Origin of the sequence: Glutamicibacter soli, assembly GCF_003309065.1 — a bacterium.
GTDB classification, from domain to species: domain Bacteria; phylum Actinomycetota; class Actinomycetes; order Actinomycetales; family Micrococcaceae; genus Glutamicibacter; species Glutamicibacter soli.
On the sequence record NZ_POAF01000001.1, the window covers coordinates 674,210 to 693,251 of the forward strand.

Here is a 19,042-nt window from a genome sequence, read left to right on the forward strand (position 1 = left end):
CCCTAGAATATCGAAGTGCACACGTTCTTTGGTGGCGCATAGCTGATGGTGACACACTTGAAGTTATGACCAATCAAGTTTCATCGCCTTCGGGCAGCGACCAGCCATTGGAAGACCGCGTGAACAACCGTTCGCAGCGTCCGACCTCCGAATCCTTCAAGCAGTTCATGGCCTCGAACTGGGCCGCCGACACCTCGGCTCTGCCGGACGCCGATCCGTCCGCAGACTACGCGGCCGCCCGCCGCGCCAAGCTCTCCGCCGCCTTCCCGGGCGAGCGCCTGGTCATCCCCGCCGGCCCGCTGAAGGTCCGCTCGAATGACACCGACTACCGCTTCCGCCCGCACTCGGCCTTCGCCCACCTCACCGGTCTGGGCGTCGACCACGAGCCGGATGCAGTGCTGATCCTGGAGCCGACCGACGACGGCGCCGGCGACAACGGCAGCAACCACTCAGCCACCTTGTACTTCGCCCCGATGGCGGGCCGCGATTCCTCGGACTTCTACCTGGATTCGCGTTCCGGCGAGTTCTGGGTGGGCCCGCGCCCGACCCTGAGCACCATGTCCGCCCGCACCGGCATGCCCACCGATTCCCTGGAGCAGCTGGAACTGGCGATCACCAAGAACTCCGGCCCGCAGGCCATGGGCGGCATCCGCATCCGCCTGGTGCGCCAGGTGGACCTGAACGTCGAGGCGCTGGTGGACACCAGCCGCATCAACACCTCGCAGGATCTGGAAGCCTCCGACGCGCTGGACAACGAGCTGGCCGAGTTCCTCTCCGAGCTGCGCCTGGTCAAGGACGACTACGAGATCGCCGAACTGCGCAAGTCGGTGGCGGCGACCATCAACGGCTTCGAGGACGTGGTGCGCAACCTGGATTCGGCCATCGCCCACGAACGCGGCGAACGCATCGTCGAAGGCTCGTTCTTCGCCCGCGCCCGCCTGGAAGGCAACGACCTGGGCTACGACACCATCGCCGCCTGTGGCAACAACGCCACCATCCTGCACTGGATCCGCAACAACGGCGCCGTGAACGAGGGCGAGGTGCTGCTGCTGGACGCCGGCGTCGAAGCCGACTCGCTGTACACCGCGGACATCACCCGCTCCCTGCCGGTCTCCGGCAAGTACACGGACGTCCAGCGCCGCGTCTACGAGGCGGTGCTTGACGCCGCCGACGCCGCCTTCGCCGCGGTCAAGCCGGGCCTGAAGTTCCGCGACCTGCACCAGATCGCCACCCGCGTGCTGGCCGAGCGCCTGGCCGACTGGGGCATCCTGCCGGTCTCCGTGGACGAGGCCATGAGCCCCGAGGGGCAGCAGCACCGCCGTTGGATGCCGCACGGCACCAGCCACCACCTGGGACTGGACGTACACGACTGCGCCCAAGCCCGCGCGGAACTGTACCTGGATGCCGAGCTGGAAGAGGGCATGGTCTTCACCATCGAGCCTGGCCTGTACTTCAAGAACGAGGACCTGGCGATCCCGCAGGAGTACCGCGGCATCGGCGTGCGCATCGAGGACGACATCCTGGTCACCGCCACCGGCGGCGAGTCGCTGAGCGCCGCGCTGCCGCGCACCGCCGACGACGTCGAGGCCTGGATGGCCAAGCTGCGCGGCTAAGCACCCCGGCTTAAAGACCGCTGGCCTTCATCCGCCCCGAGGGGCTGGCTGAAGGCCAGCGGTCTTTCGTGTTGCCGTTTGCGGCTAGGAGTTCTTGTCCTGGCGGGTTTCCTCCGGCGCGTCCGCAGCAGAGTGCTGCTGCGCTGGCTCATCCGTGCCGTCCTGATCGGAGGCCTGGTCCTGGTCCTTGCGGCGGCCGATCTCAACTGTCGGCTCGACCTCGGACAGGTTCTGGGCCGGGGAGGCAGGCTGGGCCTGCTGGGTTGCTGCCGGCTGCCCGGTTGCCGGCGGGGTCGGCTGCACGCGTACGCCGTAGCGCGGGCGTCCATCCGGAAGGTCCGGGAACTGGCCGCTCGGGGCGTCGGCGGAAGCCGGGGCCGGCTGCTGGGCTGCGCCCGGAGCCTGCACGGTCGCCGGAGCCGCCGGCTGGACAGGGGCGGTCGGCTGCGCTTGCTGCCCTGGAAGATTCGAGCCCGGGATGTTCGGGGCCGGGGCGTGCGGACGCATCGGCAGCTTGGAGGCGAGCTGGCGGGCGGCCTGCGCGTTCTCGAAGTCGACGACCACGTCGAAGCTGGTGGCCACGAACTGGCTGGAGGAGGCGAAGTCGCGCTTGCCGCGGCGGGTCGAGTAGCTGATCACCCCGGCGATCATCCAGATGGCCATGCCCAGGCCGATGGCGGACAGGATCTGGTAGATGCCGTTGCCGCCGCCGAACAGCGAGAGCAGCAGGCCCACGAACAGACCCATCATGGCACCCTGCGCGGCGCCGGCCAACGCGACCTTCGGGTAGGACAGCTTGGCGGTCACGCGCTCGACGGTGCGCACGTCGTTGCCCACGATGGTCACGGAGGCCACCGGGAAGTCGTTGTCGGCCAGGTAGTCCACGAGCTTCTGGGCGTCGAGGTAGCTGGTGTAGCGCCCCAGCAGCTCGCCGCGCGGCAAGCCGTTGGTGCTGATCGAATTTACTCCTTGTGGCGAGGTCATATCTATATTGTGCACGGTGATGCTGTGTTTGCACCCAGTAGTGAAGCGGGGATCACTCAGGGCGAAAGAATCCGCGCCGCGGGTGTGTCACCGCGCACCGCGCGAAGGCACCGGGCACGATAACCTAGAAGGGTGAGCTCACAAGTGTCTAAAATCTTCGTCGCCCGGCTGCTCGGGCTGGACGTCTTCGACCCCCTGGGCGACCGCCTGGGACGCTTGCGAGACGTCGTCGTGGTCTCCCGCGGACCCAAGAAGCCGCCGGCCTGCGTCGGCGTCGTGGTCGAGGTCCCCGGCAAGCGCCGCGTCTTCGTGCCCATGACCCGCATCCAGTCCATGGAATCCACGCAGATCATCTGCTCGGGCCTGGTCAACATGCGCCGCTTTCAGCAGCGCGGCCAGGAGCTGCTGGTCGTGGCCGAGCTGTTCGACCGCACCATCACCTTCACCGACGGCTCAGGCCGCGGCGTCATCGAGGACATCGGCCTGGCCCAGACCCGCCGCGGCGACTGGGAAATCAACCAGTACTACGTGCAGCGCGGCGTGGCAGCGCCGGGACTGCTGGGGCTGCGCAGCCGCAAGCGCGACAAGGTGCTGGTCTCCTGGGAGGACATCAGCCACGGCAACCAGAGCGAGCCGCAGTCAGCCGACACCTTCGTGGCCACGCACGACGACATGAAGGCCGCCGACTTCGCCGACGCGCTGCATGAGATGAACGAGAAGCGCCGCCTGGAAATCGCCGCGCACCTGCAGGACGAGCGCCTGGCCGACGTGCTGCAGGAGCTGCCTGACCGCGAGCAGGTGGAGATCCTCTCCGCGCTGGGCCTGGAGCGCGCAGCCGACGTGCTGGAGGAAATGGACCCGGACGACGCCGCCGACCTGCTCTCCGAGGTCTCCGAGGAAACCAAGCACCAGCTGCTGGAACTCATGAACGAGGAGGAGGCCAAGGACGTGCGCCGCCTGCTGGCCTACCCGGAAGGCACCGCCGGCTCGGTGATGACCCCGGTTCCGGTGATCCTCACCCCCGAATCCACCGTCGCCGAGGCGCTGGCCTCGGTGCGCATGGAGGAGCTCTCCCCCGCCCTGGCCTCCACCGTGTACGTGGTGCGCCCGCCGCTGGAGACCCCCACCGGCCGCTACCTGGGCCAGGTGCACATTCAGGCGCTGCTTCGCGCCGCCCCGCCCGAACCGCTGGGCGACATCCTGGACACCGAGCTGGAGCCGATGTCCGACCTGGCGAACATCTCAGAGGTCGTGCGCCACCTGGCCACCTACAACCTGACCAGCGTCGGGGTGACCAACAAGGAGGGCCGCCTGGTCGGGGCGATCACCGTGGACGACGTGCTCGACCACATCCTGCCCGACGACTGGCGTTCGCAGGACTAAGAACTTTGGAACCGGCTCGCCGGTTCACCCGGCCCCGGCGCAGCCCGGAGCCGAACGACACAGATCAGTAGCAAAGGAGTTCACCACCATGGCTGAACAGCGCAAGACCAGTGGCCTGGACACTCCCCTTGCAGCCCGCAAACGCTTCTGGCCGAAGTTCTCCCCGGACCCCGACGCGTTCGGCTCCACGACGGAGAAGTTCGCGCGCTTCATGGGCACCCCGCAGTTCCTGCTCTACATGACGATCTTCTGCGCCTTCTGGCTGATCTGGAACTCCGTGGCCCCGGCGGCCTGGCGCTTCGACGACGCCTCCATCGGCTTCACCGCGCTGACCCTGATGCTCTCGCTGCAGGCCTCCTATGCCGCGCCGCTGCTGCTGCTGGCGCAGAACCGCCAGGACGACCGCGACCGCGTGTCGCTGTCCGAAGACCGGGCGCGGGCCGAACGCAACCTCTACGACACCGAGTACCTCACCCGCGAGCTGGCCAGCCTGCGCCTGGCGCTGCGCGATGTCGCCACGCGCGACTACGTGCGCTCGGAGCTGCGCAACGTGCTGGAGGAGCTGCTGGAGACCGCCGACGGCGAAGAGCTGAACCTGCGCGCCAAGCGCAAGTCCAAGGGCGGCAACCCGCAGACCGGCCTCATCGACACGGTGCAGCCGGGCCAGAATTCCAACCGAAAGAACAACTAGTCGTGAGTTCGAACGAAGCACTGTTCAGGGCGCTGGACTCGGTCATCGACCCGGAACTGCGCCGGCCCATCACCGAGCTGGGCATGGTCGGCGACGCCAGGCTCGACGGCACCCGTGCCGAGGTCACCATCCTGCTGACCATCGCCGGGTGCCCGCTGCGCTCCACCATCGAAGCGGACGTGCGCGCGGCCCTGCTGACGCTGCCGGGCGTGGACCAGGTCGCGGTGGCCCTGGACGTGATGGATCCGCAGCAGCGTGCGGCCCTGCGCGAGCAGCTGGCCAGCCGCCGCACCCCGTTCTCCGATCCCGCCTCGCTGACCCGCGTCATCGCGGTGGCCAGCGGCAAGGGCGGGGTGGGCAAGTCCTCCATCACCGCCAACCTGTCCACCGCGCTGGCCGCCCGAGGCTTCAAGGTCGGGCTGATCGACGCCGACGTGCACGGCTTCTCCATCCCGTCGCTGATGGGCATCAACCAGAACCCCACGCGGGTGGATGACATGATCCTGCCGCCGGTGGCGCACGGGGTGAAGGTCATTTCCATCGGCATGTTCCTGGATTCGAACCAGCCGGTGATCTGGCGCGGGCCCATGCTGCACCGCGCGCTGGAGCAGTTCCTGTCCGACGTCTACTTCGGGGATCTGGACTTCCTGTTCCTGGACCTGCCGCCGGGCACCGGGGATATCGCGATCTCCGTGTCCCAGCTGCTGCCCAACAGCGAACTGCTGGTCGTCACCACCCCGCAGTCAACCGCCACCGAGGTGGCCGAGCGCGCCGGCACCATTGCCTTGCAGACCAAGCAGAAGGTCATCGGCGTGGTGGAGAACATGAGCCACCTGCAAATGCCCGACGGCAGCAGGATGGAAATCTTCGGCTCCGGCGGCGGCGCCAAGCTCAGCGAATCGCTGAGCGACCAGCTGGGCTACCCGGTGCCGCTGCTGGCGCAGCTGCCCCTGGAGGAAGCCCTGCGCGAAGGCTCGGACCAGGGCACCCCGGTGGTGCTCTCCGCCCCGCAGTCCCCCAGCGCCATGGTGCTGTCCGCGCTGGCCGAATCATTGGGCCAGCGTCCCCGCGGCTTGGCCGGGCGCAGCCTGCCGATGTCAATCCAGTAGCGGCCGGGCAACATTCCCGGGCGGTCCGCGCGAAACGCGCCGGGGCCTGGCGAATAGGGCAAAAAAATCCCCGGTCCTGCAGTTCGAGAACTGCAGGACCGGAGATCTTCTGCCGTCTATGGTGGCTTGCTGGTCTAGGTGGCTTCGTCGTCGAATGGGGCGCTCTCGTTCACGCCCAGCGGAGCTTGGGTGGCGGTGTGGGTGGCCACGGGGGTGCGCACCGGAGCTGCCTCGACCGAGGAAGGCTTGCCCTTGGCCACGTTGACCGCGTCGTCGAATTCGTCGATGAGCGCTTCCTTGATGATGCGCCGAGGGTCGTATTGGCGCGGATCCAGCTTTCGCCAGTCCATGTCGGCAACTTCGTCGCCGACTTCCTCGCGCAACTGCTCCTTGGCTCCGTTGGCCATGCGGCGAATTTCCTTGACGAGGTTCGCCAGCTTTTTGGCGTATTCAGGAAGCTTCTCGGGGCCGAGCACGACGACCGCGATAATGGCGAGAATAACGAACTCGCCGCCATTGATACCTAGAAAATCCACAACACCAAGATTACCTTGTCCGAGACCAACTCACTAAGCCACCGGCGTTGCGGCCGAAAGGTGTCCTAGCCCTGCGCCGCAGTGCGGCGGCCCAACGGAATGCGCGGCAGCGACATGGTCTTGGCCGGCTTGTTGGACGGGTTGCGGTGCGCCAGGGCATCGCGCAGCATCGCCCGTCCGCGGTGGATGCGTGAACGCACGGTGCCAAGCTTCACGTCCAGGATGCGGGAAACTTCTTCGTACGAAAACCCTTCCATGTCACATAGGACGATTGCTGCCCTGAATTCCGGGCTCAGCGCCTTCAGCGCCGCCTGAACATCCACGTCGAGATTGTGGAATTCAAAGTAGCGCTCCGGGGAGAGCACCTCTCCTGGAAGTCGGTCCTCGGATCCTTCGGCAAACCGGTCAAAGCGAATCTTGCTCTTCCGACGTGCCTGATCGAGGAACAGGTTGGTGGTAATGCGGTGCAGCCAGCCGCCCATGGTGCCCGGGGTGTACTTGTCCAGAGCCTTGAACGCACGGACGAATGCCTCCTGCGACAGGTCCTCGGCATCCTGGCGGTTTCCGGTGAGCCTGTAGGCCAGCCGGAAGACGCGCTCTCCATGCTTGTGAACCATCTGGTCCCAGGACGGAACCTCAGTCTCGAGGACTGCCACGGTGGCTGCTGAGTCATTTTGTGCATCATTCACACTTAAAGTATGTGCACCGAAGCTGAGCTACAGCTAAGAATCGCCTGCGCGGAGGATATCAAGTTCTGCGGGGCAATGCCGGTCGTGTGGGTAACATTGGTGTTGTCCCGATACGCACGATCCCTAGGACTTGTCCCCGATGCCTTCCATGAATCCAGAACTTCTTGCGAGCTGGAGCTATGCCCAGACCCAGGTCCACGAGAAGGAGCACGTGGCGCTGGTTCGCGAGCGCTCTGCCGATCTGGGCGTGCGTTGCATCGATCCGGCCGGCCGCTCGATGCTCCAGGTGATCTGCTCGCTGCGCCAGCCGCGCAACCTCGTGGAGATCGGCCCCGGCGTCGGCGTGGCGTCGCTGGCGATGCTCGAAGTCCTAGGCCCGGAGAGCACGCTGACAGCCATCGAATCCAATCTTGAGCACGCCAATGCGATGCGCCAGTCGCTGCGCGAGGCCGGAGTTCCATCGGCCCACGCGCGCATCATCAACGAGCGGGCCGAGAACGTGCTCTCACGCCTGGCGGACCACGCCTACGACCTGGTGCTGATCGACGCAGGTGCCGAGCTGCTGCTGGAATACGTGGCCGATGCCAAGCGGCTGGTCGGCCCGCGCGGGGTCATCATCATCAACAACGCGTTCGACGAGCACCGGCTGTCCAAGCCGGCCGTGCGCCGCCCGTCCACCGTAGCCACCCGCGACGCGCTGCGTTTGCTGCGTGAGGACCCGAAGATCCAGACCCATTTGCTGCCCAGCGAGCAGGGGCTGTTCGTCGCTTCGGTGCTCCCGGCGGCCCGGGTGCGCTAGGAATCTTCCGCAACCACAAAAAGGACCGACAGGTTGTCGGTCCTTACTTGTTTCGGCCGGCTTGCGAACCGGCGGCTCTAGCTATTCGGTGACATCAACCAGGCAGTTGCGCAGCTCAGTTGCTTCATCGTTGTTCAGCTCGACAACGAGGCGTCCACCGCCGTCAATAGGCAGCCGCAGGATCAGGCTTCGCCCCTCCTTGGTGACTTCCATCGGACCGTCACCGGTGCGTGGCTTCATCGCAGCCATGTAAGCAATTCCCTTCGTCCGTGGCTGGTACGGGGCGGCAAGTTCATTCGCCGTCCGCACAACCGCATGCCTGGCCCATCTTCAGGTGTAATTCATCTCTGATTAGGGGCCACTTGTCTCCTATTATTGCGAATTTCCCGCCGTGTCGCTAATCACACGCCGTGACTCGATATCACGAATCACATTTTCCAGCCGGGTGATTTCCGCCGCGAGGACATCCAGGGTGTCGTCCACCTGGTCGCAGCGATAGCCGCGAAGACCCAGCGAGAAGCGCACCTTGTCGACATCGTTGGCCCGCGGATGCTCGGGCAGCAGCACCGGCGGCAGCGAGGCTTCCGGCTCCGCCAAACCCACGATGGGTTCGGGAACCGCTTCGAAATGACGCCCCGCATCGGCGGCCCGACGACGCCCGGAAAGCAACAGGGCGGTCCCGCCGACGACTAGCAGCGCAAGGAAAACCAGTACAAACGGCATCCAGCTAGCTCCTGTCCATTGACGGGCGCCTGGATGCCGCACGCCCTGCGTTCAGCACGATCTGCACCGCCTCGTCCGGATCATCGGTCACCGTGAACAGGTCGAGGTCGGTTTCCGAAATGCAGCGCTCCCTGGCCACCGTGTCCTTGAGCCACTGCACCAGGCCGCCCCAGTACTCGGTGCCCAGCAGGACGATCGGGAAACTCGTGATCTTCTGCGTCTGGACCAGCGTGAGCGCCTCGAATAGTTCATCCAAGGTGCCGAAACCGCCGGGCAGGACGATGAAGCCCTGCGAGTACTTGACGAACATGGTCTTGCGCACGAAGAAGTAGCGGAAGTTGATGCCCTTGTTCACCCAAGCGTTCAGCCCGGTTTCAAAGGGCAGTTCGATTCCCAGACCGATGGAAATGCCTTCGGCGTCAGCCGAGCCCATATTCGCGGCTTCCATGGTTCCCGGACCGCCGCCGGTAATCGTGGTGACGCCGGCCTTCGCCAGCAGCTCCCCCACGCGGTAGGCCTGTTTGTAGTAAGGACTGTCGGGATCCGTGCGCGCCGAACCGAACACGGCAACGGCAGGGCCGGTGCTGGACAGGGTGCCGAAACCGCTGACGAACTCGGACTGGATGCGCAACACGCGCCACACATCGGTATGCGTTACATCCGGTTGCGGGCTCTCAAGCAGGTAGCGGTCAAGCTGCTCTTCGGACTTCTTGCCAGGCCAGCTCGCCTCGACGTGCCTCCGTCCGCCAGCACGAGCACTCTCTTCACTCTTACGCTTATGAACCATAGCTTCACTCTATCTGCTGCGTGTCGCGTTCCACGTCAACCTTGGGGACGGTATTTAAGAACAGTTTGATAACAACTTGGTGTGACCTGAACGAATAGTCGCGTAGGGTGCGTCACATCGAGTAATGTCGAGAACATGAAAAGCGATCATCAGGCTCAAGCTTCTTCTGATGGCCCCATTGTCCGTCTGGCTGGGGTCAATAAGCACTTCGGTGCGCTGCACGTCTTGAATGACATCAACCTGGATGTCGTGAAGGGCGAGGTTGTCGTGATCCTCGGCCCTTCGGGCTCCGGCAAGTCAACCCTGTGCCGCGCCATCAATCGTTTGGAGACGATCGACGACGGCACCATCACCATCGACGGGAAAAAGCTTCCCGAAGAAGGCAAGGCGCTGGCCCGGCTGCGGGCCGATGTCGGCATGGTGTTCCAGTCCTTCAACCTCTTCGCGCACAAGACCATCCTTGAGAACGTGACCCTCGGGCCGATCAAGGTCAAGGGCATGAAGAAATCCGCGGCGGACAAGCTGGCCATGCAGCTGCTCGAACGCGTCGGCGTCGCCAACCAGGCGGCCAAGCTGCCAGCTCAGCTCTCCGGCGGCCAGCAACAGCGTGTAGCCATCGCGCGCGCCTTGGCCATGCGGCCGAAGGTGATGCTGTTCGACGAACCGACCAGTGCGCTGGACCCGGAAATGATCAACGAGGTCCTGGACACCATGGTCTCGCTCGCCCGTGAAGGCATGACCATGCTGGTGGTGACCCACGAGATGGGTTTCGCCCGCAAGGCCGCGGACCGCGTGATTTTCATGGCAGACGGGCAGATCGTCGAACAGGCCACCCCGGAAGAATTCTTCACCAATCCCCAGAGTGCGCGAGCCAAGGACTTCCTCGGCAAGCTCATCACCAACCACTAGCTCTCATCACCCACTCACCAGGAGGAACAATGCGGAAAAATCGTTTTGGCGCAATTGCTGCAATGGCGGCCGTCGCGGCTCTGACCCTGACCGCCTGCGGCGGCTCTGACAACGCCGGCGACGAAGGCGGCGACAAGGTTCGCATCGGCATCAAGTTCGACCAGCCGGGCCTCGGCTTCCAAGACGGCAGCTCCTACACCGGCTTCGACGTCGATGTCGCCAAGTACGTGGCCAACGAGCTGGGCTACTCGGAAGACAAGATCGAATTCGTCTCGGCCCCGTCGGCCAACCGCGAAACCCTGCTGGAGACCAACCAGGTCGACATGATCTTCGCGACCTACACCATCAACGACAAGCGCAAGGAACGCGTCGCGTTCGCCGGCCCGTACTTCATCGCCGGCCAGGACCTGCTGGTCCGCGCCGATGACAGCTCGATCACCGGCAAGGACTCGCTGAACGGCAAGAAGCTGTGCTCGGTCACCGGCTCGACCTCGGCCGAGAACGTCAAGAAGGACGTACCCGGTGTGAGCTTGGTTGAGCAGCAGGGTTACGCAGACTGCTTGGGACTGCTGGAGACCGGCAGCATCGACGCCATCACCACCGATGACATCATTCTCGCCGGCCTGGCAGCGACCTCCGCCAACAAGGGCAAGTTCAAGGTTGTCGGCAACCCATTCTCCGAGGAGCCGTACGGCGTGGGTCTGAACAAGACCAACGACAAGTGCGAGTCCATCAACACGGCGATCAAGAAGATGATCGATTCCGGCGAGTGGCAGAAGGCCTTGGACAAGAACACCGAGGGCACCGGCTACAAGGCCTCGGATCTGAACCCGCCAACCAAGTTCGAAGCCTGCAGCTAACTTCTTAGCTAGACCCCCGACCTGCGGTGCTGCACCGGACTGCGAAGCCCGGGTGCAGCACCGCAGGCAACCAGCTCATCCATCTACCAAGGAGAACAAGCCGTGCAAGGCTATTTGAGTCTTTGGGATGAATACGGTGCGCGCATCATGGAGTCCTTCTGGGCCAACCTGCAGCTCACCTTCTGGGCGTTTATTGCCTGCGCAATCCTGGGCACGATTCTCGCAATCATGCGAATTTCGCCAATCCCCAGCCTGCGAGCATTCGGCACCGCCTATGTAAACATCTTCCGAAACACCCCGCTGACCATCATCATGACCTTCGGCGTCCTGGTCTTGTTCGGCGTCTTCCAGCTCCAGCTGTCCGATGATTTCAATTTCAACTTCTTCCAGATCGCCATCATCGGCCTGACCATCTACCATGCGGCGTTCTTCTGCGAAGCCATCCGCTCGGGCGTGAACACCGTTCCGCTGGGCCAGGCCGAAGCCGCCCGCGCCATCGGCTTGGGCTTCCTGCCGGCCGCGCGGCTGGTCATTCTCCCGCAGGCATTCCGCGGGGCCATCGTTCCCATGGGCAACGTGCTCATCGCATTGATCAAGAACACCACGGTCGCCCTGGCAGGCTCCGTGGCCGAGATCTCGGGCCTCATGAAGACCATGATCGAGTACCGGGCCGATCAGGGCATCCTGATCTTCCTGACCATCGCCCTCATGTTCGTGGTCATCGTGGTGCCGATCGGCATACTGGTGACCTGGCTGTCCAAGAAGCTGGCGGTGGCACGATGAGCGCGGCAAAGCAGTCGGTCCTCTTCGACGCCCCGGGGCCCAAGGCCAAGCGGCGCATCCTGCTGATCAACATCCTCGGTGTGCTCGCCCTGCTGGGTTTGCTCGTCTATCTGGTCCTCGGCCTGAACTCCGCAGGACAACTGGCACCGGAGAAATGGAATGTCTTCCTCAAGGGCGGGGTCTGGAGCAACTTCATCCTGCCGGGTCTGCTCAAGACCCTGCAGGCGGCCGCGATCTCCATCGTGACCTCGTTGATCTTCGGCTTCATCTTCGGCATGGGGCGCCTGTCCCACAACAAGGTGATCGACTGGATCAGCACGATCGTCGTCGAGTTCTTCCGTGCGGTCCCGGTCCTGCTGATGATGCTGTTCCTGTGGATCATGCTCGCCCGCTCCGGCTGGGTGGAACCGCAGGATTCGCCGTTCTACGCGGTGGTCATCGGCCTGACACTGTACAACGGTTCCGTCATTGCCGAGCTGATCCGCTCGGGCGTGCATGGGCTGCCGCGGGGGCAGCGCGAGGCGGGCATCGCCATCGGCCTGACCCGCAGCCAGAGCTTGCGCCTGATCGAGATCCCGCAGGCGTTGACCGCCATGCTGCCGGCCTTGATCAGCCAGTTCATCGTGATCCTGAAGGACTCCGCGCTGGGCTACATCATCAATTTCAACGAGCTGCTGTTCAACGGCAAGCTGGTGGGTACCGGCAACTCGAACATGTTCCAGTCGCTGGTCATCGTTGCGGCGATCTTCATCATCCTGAACTTCGCCCTGTCCAAGCTGGCTTCCGTGGTGTCCTCGCGGCTCAGCTCGCGCGGCCAGCTCTGATTCCTCGCCGACAGCACAAAGACCTCGGGTCGCGTTCCCTTGCGGAACGTGACCCGAGGTCTTTAATCTTCGCGCCTAGCCGAGCCAAGAGCGCAGCGAGGACAGGCAGTCCCGGATCGCCTGCTGCGGCACGTGTTCATCGTCCGAGTGCGCCAGCAGCGCATCCCCGGGGCCGAAGTTCACCGCGGGAACGCCGAGGGCGGAGAAGCGGGCGACATCGGTCCAGCCGTACTTCGGCTTGGGCTCCTGGCCCAGGATGGAGATCAGCTCGGCGGCGATCTGTTGGTCCAGGCCCGGGCGGGCGCCGTTGGAGCCGTCGGTGCGTTCGATGTCGAAGCCGTCGAACAGCTCCAGCACCACGGCTTCGGCCTGCTCCAGGGTCTTGTCCGGGGCGAAGCGGTAGTTCACCTCCACCTCGCAGTGGTCCGGGATCACATTGCCGGCCACTCCCCCGGTGATGCGCACCGCGTTCATGCCCTCGCGGAATTCCAGGCCTTCGACGTTGATGGTCTGCGGCTGATACTCGGCCAGCCGGCGCAGCACCTGAGAGGCATCGTGGATCGCGTTGTGCCCCATCCAGGCGCGGGCCGAATGCGCGGCGGTGCCGTGGGTGCGGATCACGAAGCGGCTGGTGCCGTTGCAGCCGCCTTCCACCGTGCCGTTGGTGGGCTCGAGCAGTATCGCAAAGTCGGCGGCCAGCAGCTGGGGGCTGTTGCGGGCCAGGCGTCCCAGGCCGGACTTGGATGCGGCGACTTCCTCGTGGTCGTAGAAGATGTAGGTGATGTCGTGCTTCGGCTCGGTGAGCTCGGCGGCCAGCGCCAGCTGCACTGCGACCCCGCCCTTCATGTCGGTGGCGCCCCGCCCGTAGAGCACCCCGTCGATCACCTGCGCCGGGACGGTGCCCCTGGCTCCGTCGGTGCGTGGCAAGGGCACGGTGTCCAGGTGGCCGGCCAACACGACGCGGCGGTCGCGGCCCAAAGTGGTGCGGGCGACGATCGAGTCCCCGTCGCGATGCACCTGGAGGTGGTCGAATTCCAGCAGCGCGGCGTGCACCTTGTCGGCCAGTTCCTGCTCGTTGCCGGAGACCGAATTGATGTTCATGAGCTGCTCAGTCAGCACTGCAACGTCCTGCCGCAGGTCTAGGTCGTTCACGGTATTCATGGTCCTACAATCATCGCTTCACTAGCTTGTCATCTAACAACGTTACCTTTCCCATCAGCGATACGATCAGTGTATGACTTCAGAACCTGTGACCTCATCCAGCGAATCCTCCGTACGATTGGCATCAGGCCACGGCCTTGCCACCATCGCCGCCGACGGCACCGTCCTGGACGTGTGGTACCCGGCACCTACGCTCGGTGAACTCGCAGCAGCAGAACAGCTCGCCGGCGAACTGGCCGCCGCCGCGGCCGACGATGCCGCCCGCGGCACCACGCAGAAGGTCGTGTCCCTGACCATCAACCTGGACGTCGCCCCGGCGGATACCGCCGATGTGTGGCTGCGCCTGCACCTGCTTTCGCACCGTTTGGTGCAGCCGAACACCATCAACCTGGACGGCATCTTCGGCCACCTGGCCAACGTGGCGTGGACCAACTTCGGCCCGTGCCAGGTCGAGAACTTCGAAATGACCCGGCTGAAGCTGCGCAGCCGCGGCAACGTCGACGTGTACGGCGTGGACAAGTTCCCACGCATGGTCGACTACGTCATGCCATCGGGTGTGCGCATCGCCGACGCTGACCGCGTCCGCCTCGGCGCGCATCTGGCCGCGGGCACCACCGTGATGCACGAGGGCTTCGTGAACTTCAATGCCGGAACCCTGGGCGCTTCCATGGTCGAGGGCCGCATTTCCGCCTCGGTCGTCGTGGGCGATGGCTCGGACGTGGGCGGCGGCGCGTCCATCATGGGCACACTCTCCGGCGGCGGCAAGGAGCGCATCGTCATCGGCGAACGTGTGCTGCTCGGAGCCAATGCAGGTGTGGGTATTTCCATCGGCGACGACTCGGTGGTGGAGGCCGGCTTGTATGTCACGGCCGGCACCCGTATCGCCCTCGGCGGGAAAACCGTCAAGGCCCTGGAGCTTTCCGGCGTGCCGAATCTGCTCTTCCGCCGCAACTCGATTTCCGGAGCTGTCGAGGCCCTGCCGCGCGCGGGCCAGACTGTGGAGCTGAACGACGCGCTGCACGCCAACTAGGCTGGCGCTGCACCGAATATCGAGGCCGGAGAACCCCACCATGCGGGTTCTCCGGCCTCTTTTCTCCTGCAGCGCATTCGGCTAAATCGGAAAGATGATGGTGACCATGGGCTGGAGAAAACCCTGGAATGCCGTTGAGTCGCGCAGGAGCGCCGAACTGGCCAGGATCGTGGATCCTCCGGTCAGCCAGGCCCTCGGCTCCTTCAGGGGCACCTCGATCACGTTGATCTGCTTTTCCTCCGCAACCGGCGCATGCTCGATGCCCCGTTCGATCAGCAGCTGTTCAATTTCGTCCATGCGGTCCGGAATGTAGTCCTGGCTACGCCGTTCGAAGTCTTCGGCATGCTGGTGGGCGAACAACGTTGCCTGGCCGTAGTGCGGCCGGGCCAGCCGGGCTAGCTCGGGATACCCGTTGACCTCAAGCCACTCCAAGAGATTGTCAGGAACCTGGACCGGAGTTTGCGGGGAAGTATCGCGAGTTGTCAGCGAATCCCACCATGAGCTCCATTCCTGCTTGATCTGCCCATGCTCTGAATGCGAACCGGTGCGTTCCTTGACGTCCGGTTCGAGTCTGCAGTTCGGACCTACCTCGGCGGGATTCACGCCTGCCAGCTCCCGCAGATACAGGGCCATCAGCAGATGAGGATCTGTATATATGCTCAGCGACCAGTTATTACCACGACGAAAATACATCCAAACCACCTGACATGCCGACGTGTCGAAAGCATCCCCATAACGACACAATACGCCTGATTACGGGGTTAAAACAGCGTTGGGCCGGGACTCCATTGCGGATGGAGTCCCGGCCCAACGGCTGGGTACAGGCTACCTGGCGGTCTTAGACACCCGGGTAGTTGCGGGCGGTTTCGCCCATGTACAGCTGGCGCGGACGGCCGATCTTGGTTTCCGGATCGCTGATCATTTCGCGCCACTGGGCAATCCAGCCCGGCAGGCGGCCGATGGCGAACAGCACGGTGAACATCTTCTCCGGGAAGCCCATCGCGGTGTAGATCAACCCGGTGTAGAAGTCCACGTTCGGGTAGAGCTTGCGCGAGATGAAGTAATCGTCGTTCAGTGCCTTCTCCTCAAGGCTCATCGCGATATCGAGCAGCTCGTTGTTGCCCTGCTTGGCCAGCAGGTCGTGGGCGGTCTGCTTGATGATCTTCGCGCGCGGATCGTAGTTCTTGTACACGCGGTGGCCGAAGCCCATCAGGCGGACGCCGTCTTCCTTGTTCTTGACCTTCTCCATGAAGGTCTCAGGAGCGATGCCCTGGGCCTTGATGTCGCGCAGCATGCGCAGCACTGCCTCGTTGGCGCCGCCGTGGGCGGGGCCGGACAGGGCGTGGATGCCTGCGGACACCGAAGCGAACAGGTTGGCGTCCGAGGAGCCGACCAGGCGAACGGTGGAGGTCGAGCAGTTCTGCTCGTGGTCTGCGTGCAGGATCAGCAGCAGGTCAAGTGCCTTGACCATTTCCGGATCCAGCTCGTATGGCTCGGCGGCGGTGCCGAAGCACAGGCGCAGGAAGTTCTCGACCATGTTCATCGAGTTGTCCGGGTACAGCAGAGCCTGACCGATGGACTTCTTGTGGGCGTAGGCCGCCAGTACCGGCAGCTTGGCCAGCAGGCGCAGGGTCGAACGCTCAACCTGTTCGTTGTCCGATGGGTCCAGCGAATCCTGGTACCAGGTCGACAGGGCCGAAACGGCCGAGGACAGCACCGGCATCGGGTGTGCATCGCGCGGGAAGCCGCCGAAGAAGCCCTTGAGCTCTTCATGCAGCAGGGTGTGGCGGCGCAGGCTGCCATCGAAGTTTGCCAGCTGCTCAGGGGTCGGCAGTTCACCGTTGATCAGCAGGTAGGAGACCTCGGTGAAGCTGGAGTGCTCTGCCAGCTGCTCGATCGGGTATCCGCGGTAACGCAGGATGCCGGCATCGCCATCGATGTAAGTAATTGCGGACTTGGTAGCCGCGGTGTTCATGAAGCCAGGGTCGTAAGTAACGTTACCGGTGGTCTTCAAAAGTGGTGCTACGTTGAATCCATTGTTGCCCTCGGTAGCCGGGATAACCGGCAGTTCGAGATTGGACCCGTTGAATTGTAGCTGTGCAGACGTCGTGTCTGTCATTGCATCTCCTAACCGGAAAGCGTGTAGTTCCGAAAGGTCAGTCGTCACCCTAGAACATACCGTGATATGTCCCCATGGCGCTAATCAGGGTGTCATGTTCAGCGGTTGACGGAAGAATTCAAGCGCTCAACGGCAGCGGCGATCCTCTCATCGCTGGCCGTCAGTGCGATGCGTACGTGCTGCTCGCCGGCGGTACCGTAGAAAACACCGGGACCTGCGACAATTCCCAACTCAGCCAGGCGCTGGATGGTTTCGAAGCTTGGCCGTTGCTCGGTGCACCAGAGGTACAGGCCGGCGACCGAATCATCAATCTGCAGTCCGAAGTTCCGCAGCGCCGGCGCCAGCGCTTCGCGGCGCGCCCGATAGATATCGTATTGCACCCTGACGTGCTCTTCATCGCCCAGGGCGACGACCATTGCGTGCTGGATCGGGCCCGGAACGATCATCCCGGTATGCTTGCGGCTGTTGACCAGCTCAGGCATGAGATTCGGCGCACCGGCGATGAAGGCCGCGCGGTAGCCGGCAAGATTCGACTGCTTGGACAGCGAGTACAGGGCGAACAGGTTATCGAGGTTTCCCCCATTGACGCGAGGGTCAAGGATGCTCGGCACCTGGCCGCGGACGTCGTCCCAGCCCAGTTCGGCGTAGCATTCGTCCGAGGCCACCACGGCGCCCAGCTCGCGGGCCTGCCGGACGATGTCGGCCAGGTCCTGCACATCGCGGACCTTGCCGGTCGGGTTGCCCGGGGAGTTCACCCAGATGAGCTTGACCTTGGCCAGCTGCTCGTCGGTCAGTTCAGACAGGTCGTCGGTCGCGACGGGGGTGGCGCCCACCAGCTGCGCGCCGATGTCGTAGGTCGGGTACGCGATCTTCGGACGCACCACGATGTCGCCGGCCCCGAGGCCAAGGAACAACGGCAGCCAGGCCACCATTTCCTTGGAGCCCACGGTGGGCATCACGTCGTCCAGTCCCAGCCCGGTCACGTTGCGGCGGCGGGCGAACCAGTCGACAATCGCCTGGCGGACTTCGGTGGTTCCGTGGGTCGTCGGGTAGCCGTGGGAATTCGCGGCCGAGGCCAGCGCGTCCTGGATGATCTGCGGCGTGTCGTCGATCGGCGTGCCGATGGACAGATCCACGACCCCGCCTGGGTGTTGCGCCGCCAGCTCGCGGTATGGCGCGAGCTGGTTCCAGGGGTAATCGGGGAGCTGAAGCATGAAGCGAAACCTAGCCTTGGTTCTGTGGTGGCAAGGCGCCGATCAGCGGGTGATCGGTGCCGGTGTTTCCAATCTTAGCGGCGCCGCCCGGCGAGCCAAGCTCGTCGAAAAATTCGACGTTTGCCTTGTAATAGTCGGCCCACTCGTCCGGCACGTCGTCTTCGTAGTAGATGGCCTCCACCGGGCACACCGGCTCGCAGGCGCCGCAGTCCACGCATTCGTCCGGGTGGATGTAAAGCGAACGGTCGCCTTCGTAAATGCAATCAACCGGGCATTCTTCGACGCACGCCTTGTCTTTAACGTCGACGCACGGCTGAGCGATGATGTAAGTCACGGGAGCTGCGACCTTTCCTTGCACAAAGTGGTTTCAACAAAAGCCTGTTGGATCACAAGATGCTCATTGAATCCGGGACAAGCTCAAACTACAGTCTAGTCCTGTTGCCAAGACAACCAAGACCCCCTCGTTCACCTGTGACGTAACCGACGATTCACATTTCGGCTAGCATCGCGGTAGATGAATTCTTTTTACGGATCGTGACTTCAAAATGCTGAATTTCAACGAGTTGACCACCGACGATCGCATTGTGCTGCGCTACCGGCTCGCAACGCAGACCGATGCGGGAGAGTCGCTGACCGACGCCTTGGGAACGGTCCTGCAGGTCTCCGACACCCAGATCGTCCTGCAGACCCGCAGCGGCCCGGTCGCGGTGCGGCGTTCAGCCATCACGCACGCCAAGCGCATCCCGCCGGCTCCCGTGCGGCGCAGCCGCTCGCCCAGGACTCCCGGAGCCTAGCAACCCTCCGAGCTCCGCGGTACCCTGTGATTCC

Annotated in this window: 22 protein-coding genes; 11 read left to right on the plus strand and 11 right to left on the minus strand. The window is 64.0% G+C overall.

The genetic code is table 11. The features are described from left to right. Positions 1–65: 65 nt before the first annotated feature. A complete protein-coding gene (locus C1H84_RS03135) occupies positions 66–1,613 on the plus strand; it encodes an aminopeptidase P family protein (protein ID WP_113606493.1) in 1,548 nt (515 codons plus the stop codon). Between the two features lie 84 nt (positions 1,614–1,697). Here the strand turns inward: C1H84_RS03135 and C1H84_RS03140 are convergent, their stop codons facing one another. Beyond that, complete coding sequence (locus C1H84_RS03140) at positions 1,698–2,597, minus strand: general stress protein (RefSeq protein ID WP_181728016.1); 900 nt, start codon at positions 2,595–2,597, stop codon at positions 1,698–1,700. Positions 2,598–2,729: 132 nt separating this feature from the next. Between C1H84_RS03140 and C1H84_RS03145 the strand changes: the two genes are divergently transcribed. The 3 genes from C1H84_RS03145 (at position 2,730) to C1H84_RS03155 (ending at position 5,780) form a co-directional block, all read left to right on the plus strand. Next, on the plus strand, positions 2,730–3,980 hold the full coding sequence (locus tag C1H84_RS03145; protein ID WP_047119557.1) for a magnesium transporter MgtE N-terminal domain-containing protein: 1,251 nt from the start codon (positions 2,730–2,732) through the stop codon (positions 3,978–3,980). 88 nt (positions 3,981–4,068) lie between these two features. After that, positions 4,069–4,671, plus strand: coding sequence for a DUF1003 domain-containing protein (locus C1H84_RS03150; protein WP_113606494.1), 603 nt, complete (start codon positions 4,069–4,071; stop codon positions 4,669–4,671). A 2-nt stretch (positions 4,672–4,673) separates the two neighbouring features. Then, a complete protein-coding gene (locus C1H84_RS03155) occupies positions 4,674–5,780 on the plus strand; it encodes an Mrp/NBP35 family ATP-binding protein (RefSeq protein ID WP_113606495.1) in 1,107 nt (368 codons plus the stop codon). Positions 5,781–5,914: 134 nt separating this feature from the next. Here C1H84_RS03155 and C1H84_RS03160 read toward each other — a convergent pair whose 3' ends face one another. Next, entirely contained in the window at positions 5,915–6,316 is a 402-nt protein-coding gene (locus C1H84_RS03160) for a sec-independent translocase (protein ID WP_047119560.1), read from the minus strand. Between the two features lie 65 nt (positions 6,317–6,381). Beyond that, a complete protein-coding gene (gene sigE / locus C1H84_RS03165; RefSeq protein ID WP_244910802.1) occupies positions 6,382–6,933 on the minus strand; it encodes an RNA polymerase sigma factor SigE in 552 nt (183 codons plus the stop codon). A 220-nt stretch (positions 6,934–7,153) separates the two neighbouring features. On the opposite strand from sigE, the gene C1H84_RS03170 reads away from it, so the two are divergent. After that, positions 7,154–7,804 (plus strand): O-methyltransferase, encoded by a 651-nt coding sequence (locus C1H84_RS03170; RefSeq protein ID WP_181728017.1) that lies wholly within the window; start codon positions 7,154–7,156, stop codon positions 7,802–7,804. 81 nt (positions 7,805–7,885) lie between these two features. Here the strand turns inward: C1H84_RS03170 and C1H84_RS03175 are convergent, their stop codons facing one another. The 3 genes from C1H84_RS03175 to C1H84_RS03185 form a co-directional block, all read right to left on the minus strand. Beyond that, positions 7,886–8,053 (minus strand): DUF3117 domain-containing protein, encoded by a 168-nt coding sequence (locus C1H84_RS03175; RefSeq protein WP_082123932.1) that lies wholly within the window; start codon positions 8,051–8,053, stop codon positions 7,886–7,888. A gap of 123 nt (positions 8,054–8,176) precedes the next feature. Then, positions 8,177–8,527 (minus strand): DivIVA domain-containing protein, encoded by a 351-nt coding sequence (locus tag C1H84_RS03180; RefSeq protein WP_113606498.1) that lies wholly within the window; start codon positions 8,525–8,527, stop codon positions 8,177–8,179. Positions 8,528–8,531: 4 nt separating this feature from the next. After that, positions 8,532–9,314, minus strand: a complete 783-nt coding sequence (locus C1H84_RS03185) for an LOG family protein (RefSeq protein ID WP_113606499.1) — start codon at positions 9,312–9,314, stop codon at positions 8,532–8,534. 135 nt (positions 9,315–9,449) lie between these two features. Here C1H84_RS03185 and C1H84_RS03190 point away from each other — a divergent pair, with 135 nt between their 5' ends. The 4 genes from C1H84_RS03190 (at position 9,450) to C1H84_RS03205 (ending at position 12,690) form a co-directional block, all read left to right on the plus strand. Next, positions 9,450–10,223 carry an amino acid ABC transporter ATP-binding protein gene (locus C1H84_RS03190; protein ID WP_047119564.1) on the plus strand — a complete coding sequence of 258 codons (774 nt, stop codon included), beginning with the start codon at positions 9,450–9,452 and terminating at the stop codon, positions 10,221–10,223. A 29-nt stretch (positions 10,224–10,252) separates the two neighbouring features. Continuing rightward, a complete protein-coding gene (locus C1H84_RS03195; RefSeq protein ID WP_047119565.1) occupies positions 10,253–11,083 on the plus strand; it encodes a glutamate ABC transporter substrate-binding protein in 831 nt (276 codons plus the stop codon). Between the two features lie 102 nt (positions 11,084–11,185). Continuing rightward, complete coding sequence (locus C1H84_RS03200) at positions 11,186–11,866, plus strand: amino acid ABC transporter permease (protein WP_047119566.1); 681 nt, start codon at positions 11,186–11,188, stop codon at positions 11,864–11,866. Next, entirely contained in the window at positions 11,863–12,690 is an 828-nt protein-coding gene (locus tag C1H84_RS03205) for an amino acid ABC transporter permease (RefSeq protein WP_053798457.1), read from the plus strand. Before C1H84_RS03200 ends, C1H84_RS03205 begins: the two co-directional genes overlap by 4 nt. Positions 12,691–12,765: 75 nt before the next feature. Here the strand turns inward: C1H84_RS03205 and dapE are convergent, their stop codons facing one another. Next, positions 12,766–13,851, minus strand: coding sequence for a succinyl-diaminopimelate desuccinylase (dapE, locus tag C1H84_RS03210; RefSeq protein ID WP_113606500.1), 1,086 nt, complete (start codon positions 13,849–13,851; stop codon positions 12,766–12,768). A 73-nt stretch (positions 13,852–13,924) separates the two neighbouring features. Between dapE and dapD the strand changes: the two genes are divergently transcribed. Then, entirely contained in the window at positions 13,925–14,881 is a 957-nt protein-coding gene (gene dapD, locus C1H84_RS03215; protein WP_047119569.1) for a 2,3,4,5-tetrahydropyridine-2,6-dicarboxylate N-succinyltransferase, read from the plus strand. Between the two features lie 81 nt (positions 14,882–14,962). On the opposite strand, the gene C1H84_RS03220 is transcribed toward dapD, so the two are convergent. From C1H84_RS03220 to fdxA, 4 genes are all read right to left on the minus strand, one after another. Further along, positions 14,963–15,514 carry a hypothetical protein gene (locus C1H84_RS03220; RefSeq protein ID WP_047119570.1) on the minus strand — a complete coding sequence of 184 codons (552 nt, stop codon included), beginning with the start codon at positions 15,512–15,514 and terminating at the stop codon, positions 14,963–14,965. 205 nt (positions 15,515–15,719) lie between these two features. Then, positions 15,720–17,000, minus strand: a complete 1,281-nt coding sequence (locus C1H84_RS03225; RefSeq protein ID WP_047119571.1) for a citrate synthase — start codon at positions 16,998–17,000, stop codon at positions 15,720–15,722. Positions 17,001–17,098: 98 nt separating this feature from the next. After that, complete coding sequence (gene dapC / locus C1H84_RS03230; protein WP_053798459.1) at positions 17,099–18,214, minus strand: succinyldiaminopimelate transaminase; 1,116 nt, start codon at positions 18,212–18,214, stop codon at positions 17,099–17,101. A gap of 10 nt (positions 18,215–18,224) precedes the next feature. Continuing rightward, positions 18,225–18,548, minus strand: a complete 324-nt coding sequence (fdxA, locus tag C1H84_RS03235; RefSeq protein WP_047119573.1) for a ferredoxin — start codon at positions 18,546–18,548, stop codon at positions 18,225–18,227. Positions 18,549–18,759: 211 nt separating this feature from the next. Between fdxA and C1H84_RS03240 the strand changes: the two genes are divergently transcribed. Then, positions 18,760–19,008 (plus strand): putative acetyltransferase, encoded by a 249-nt coding sequence (locus C1H84_RS03240; protein ID WP_047119574.1) that lies wholly within the window; start codon positions 18,760–18,762, stop codon positions 19,006–19,008. Positions 19,009–19,042 lie beyond the last annotated feature (34 nt).

Excerpts from the sequence above, each read along its gene's own strand:
- C1H84_RS03240 (WP_047119574.1), top strand. The coding sequence starts at position 18,760 with ATGCTGAATTTCAACGAGTTGACCACCGACGATCGCATTGTGCTGCGC.
- C1H84_RS03135 (WP_113606493.1), top strand. The coding sequence starts at position 66 with ATGACCAATCAAGTTTCATCGCCTTCGGGCAGCGACCAGCCATTGGAA.
- sigE (WP_244910802.1), bottom strand. The coding sequence starts at position 6,933 with ATGGTTCACAAGCATGGAGAGCGCGTCTTCCGGCTGGCCTACAGGCTC.
- C1H84_RS03225 (WP_047119571.1), bottom strand. The coding sequence starts at position 17,000 with ATGACAGACACGACGTCTGCACAGCTACAATTCAACGGGTCCAATCTC.
- C1H84_RS03190 (WP_047119564.1), top strand. The coding sequence starts at position 9,450 with ATGAAAAGCGATCATCAGGCTCAAGCTTCTTCTGATGGCCCCATTGTC.
- C1H84_RS03220 (WP_047119570.1), bottom strand. The coding sequence starts at position 15,514 with ATGGCCCTGTATCTGCGGGAGCTGGCAGGCGTGAATCCCGCCGAGGTA.
- C1H84_RS03150 (WP_113606494.1), top strand. The coding sequence starts at position 4,069 with ATGGCTGAACAGCGCAAGACCAGTGGCCTGGACACTCCCCTTGCAGCC.
- C1H84_RS03185 (WP_113606499.1), bottom strand. The coding sequence starts at position 9,314 with ATGGTTCATAAGCGTAAGAGTGAAGAGAGTGCTCGTGCTGGCGGACGG.
- dapE (WP_113606500.1), bottom strand. The coding sequence starts at position 13,851 with ATGAATACCGTGAACGACCTAGACCTGCGGCAGGACGTTGCAGTGCTG.
- C1H84_RS03175 (WP_082123932.1), bottom strand. The coding sequence starts at position 8,053 with ATGGCTGCGATGAAGCCACGCACCGGTGACGGTCCGATGGAAGTCACC.
- dapD (WP_047119569.1), top strand. The coding sequence starts at position 13,925 with ATGACTTCAGAACCTGTGACCTCATCCAGCGAATCCTCCGTACGATTG.
- C1H84_RS03140 (WP_181728016.1), bottom strand. The coding sequence starts at position 2,597 with ATGACCTCGCCACAAGGAGTAAATTCGATCAGCACCAACGGCTTGCCG.
- C1H84_RS03205 (WP_053798457.1), top strand. The coding sequence starts at position 11,863 with ATGAGCGCGGCAAAGCAGTCGGTCCTCTTCGACGCCCCGGGGCCCAAG.
- C1H84_RS03180 (WP_113606498.1), bottom strand. The coding sequence starts at position 8,527 with ATGCCGTTTGTACTGGTTTTCCTTGCGCTGCTAGTCGTCGGCGGGACC.
- C1H84_RS03195 (WP_047119565.1), top strand. The coding sequence starts at position 10,253 with ATGCGGAAAAATCGTTTTGGCGCAATTGCTGCAATGGCGGCCGTCGCG.
- dapC (WP_053798459.1), bottom strand. The coding sequence starts at position 18,214 with ATGCTTCAGCTCCCCGATTACCCCTGGAACCAGCTCGCGCCATACCGC.
- C1H84_RS03170 (WP_181728017.1), top strand. The coding sequence starts at position 7,154 with ATGAATCCAGAACTTCTTGCGAGCTGGAGCTATGCCCAGACCCAGGTC.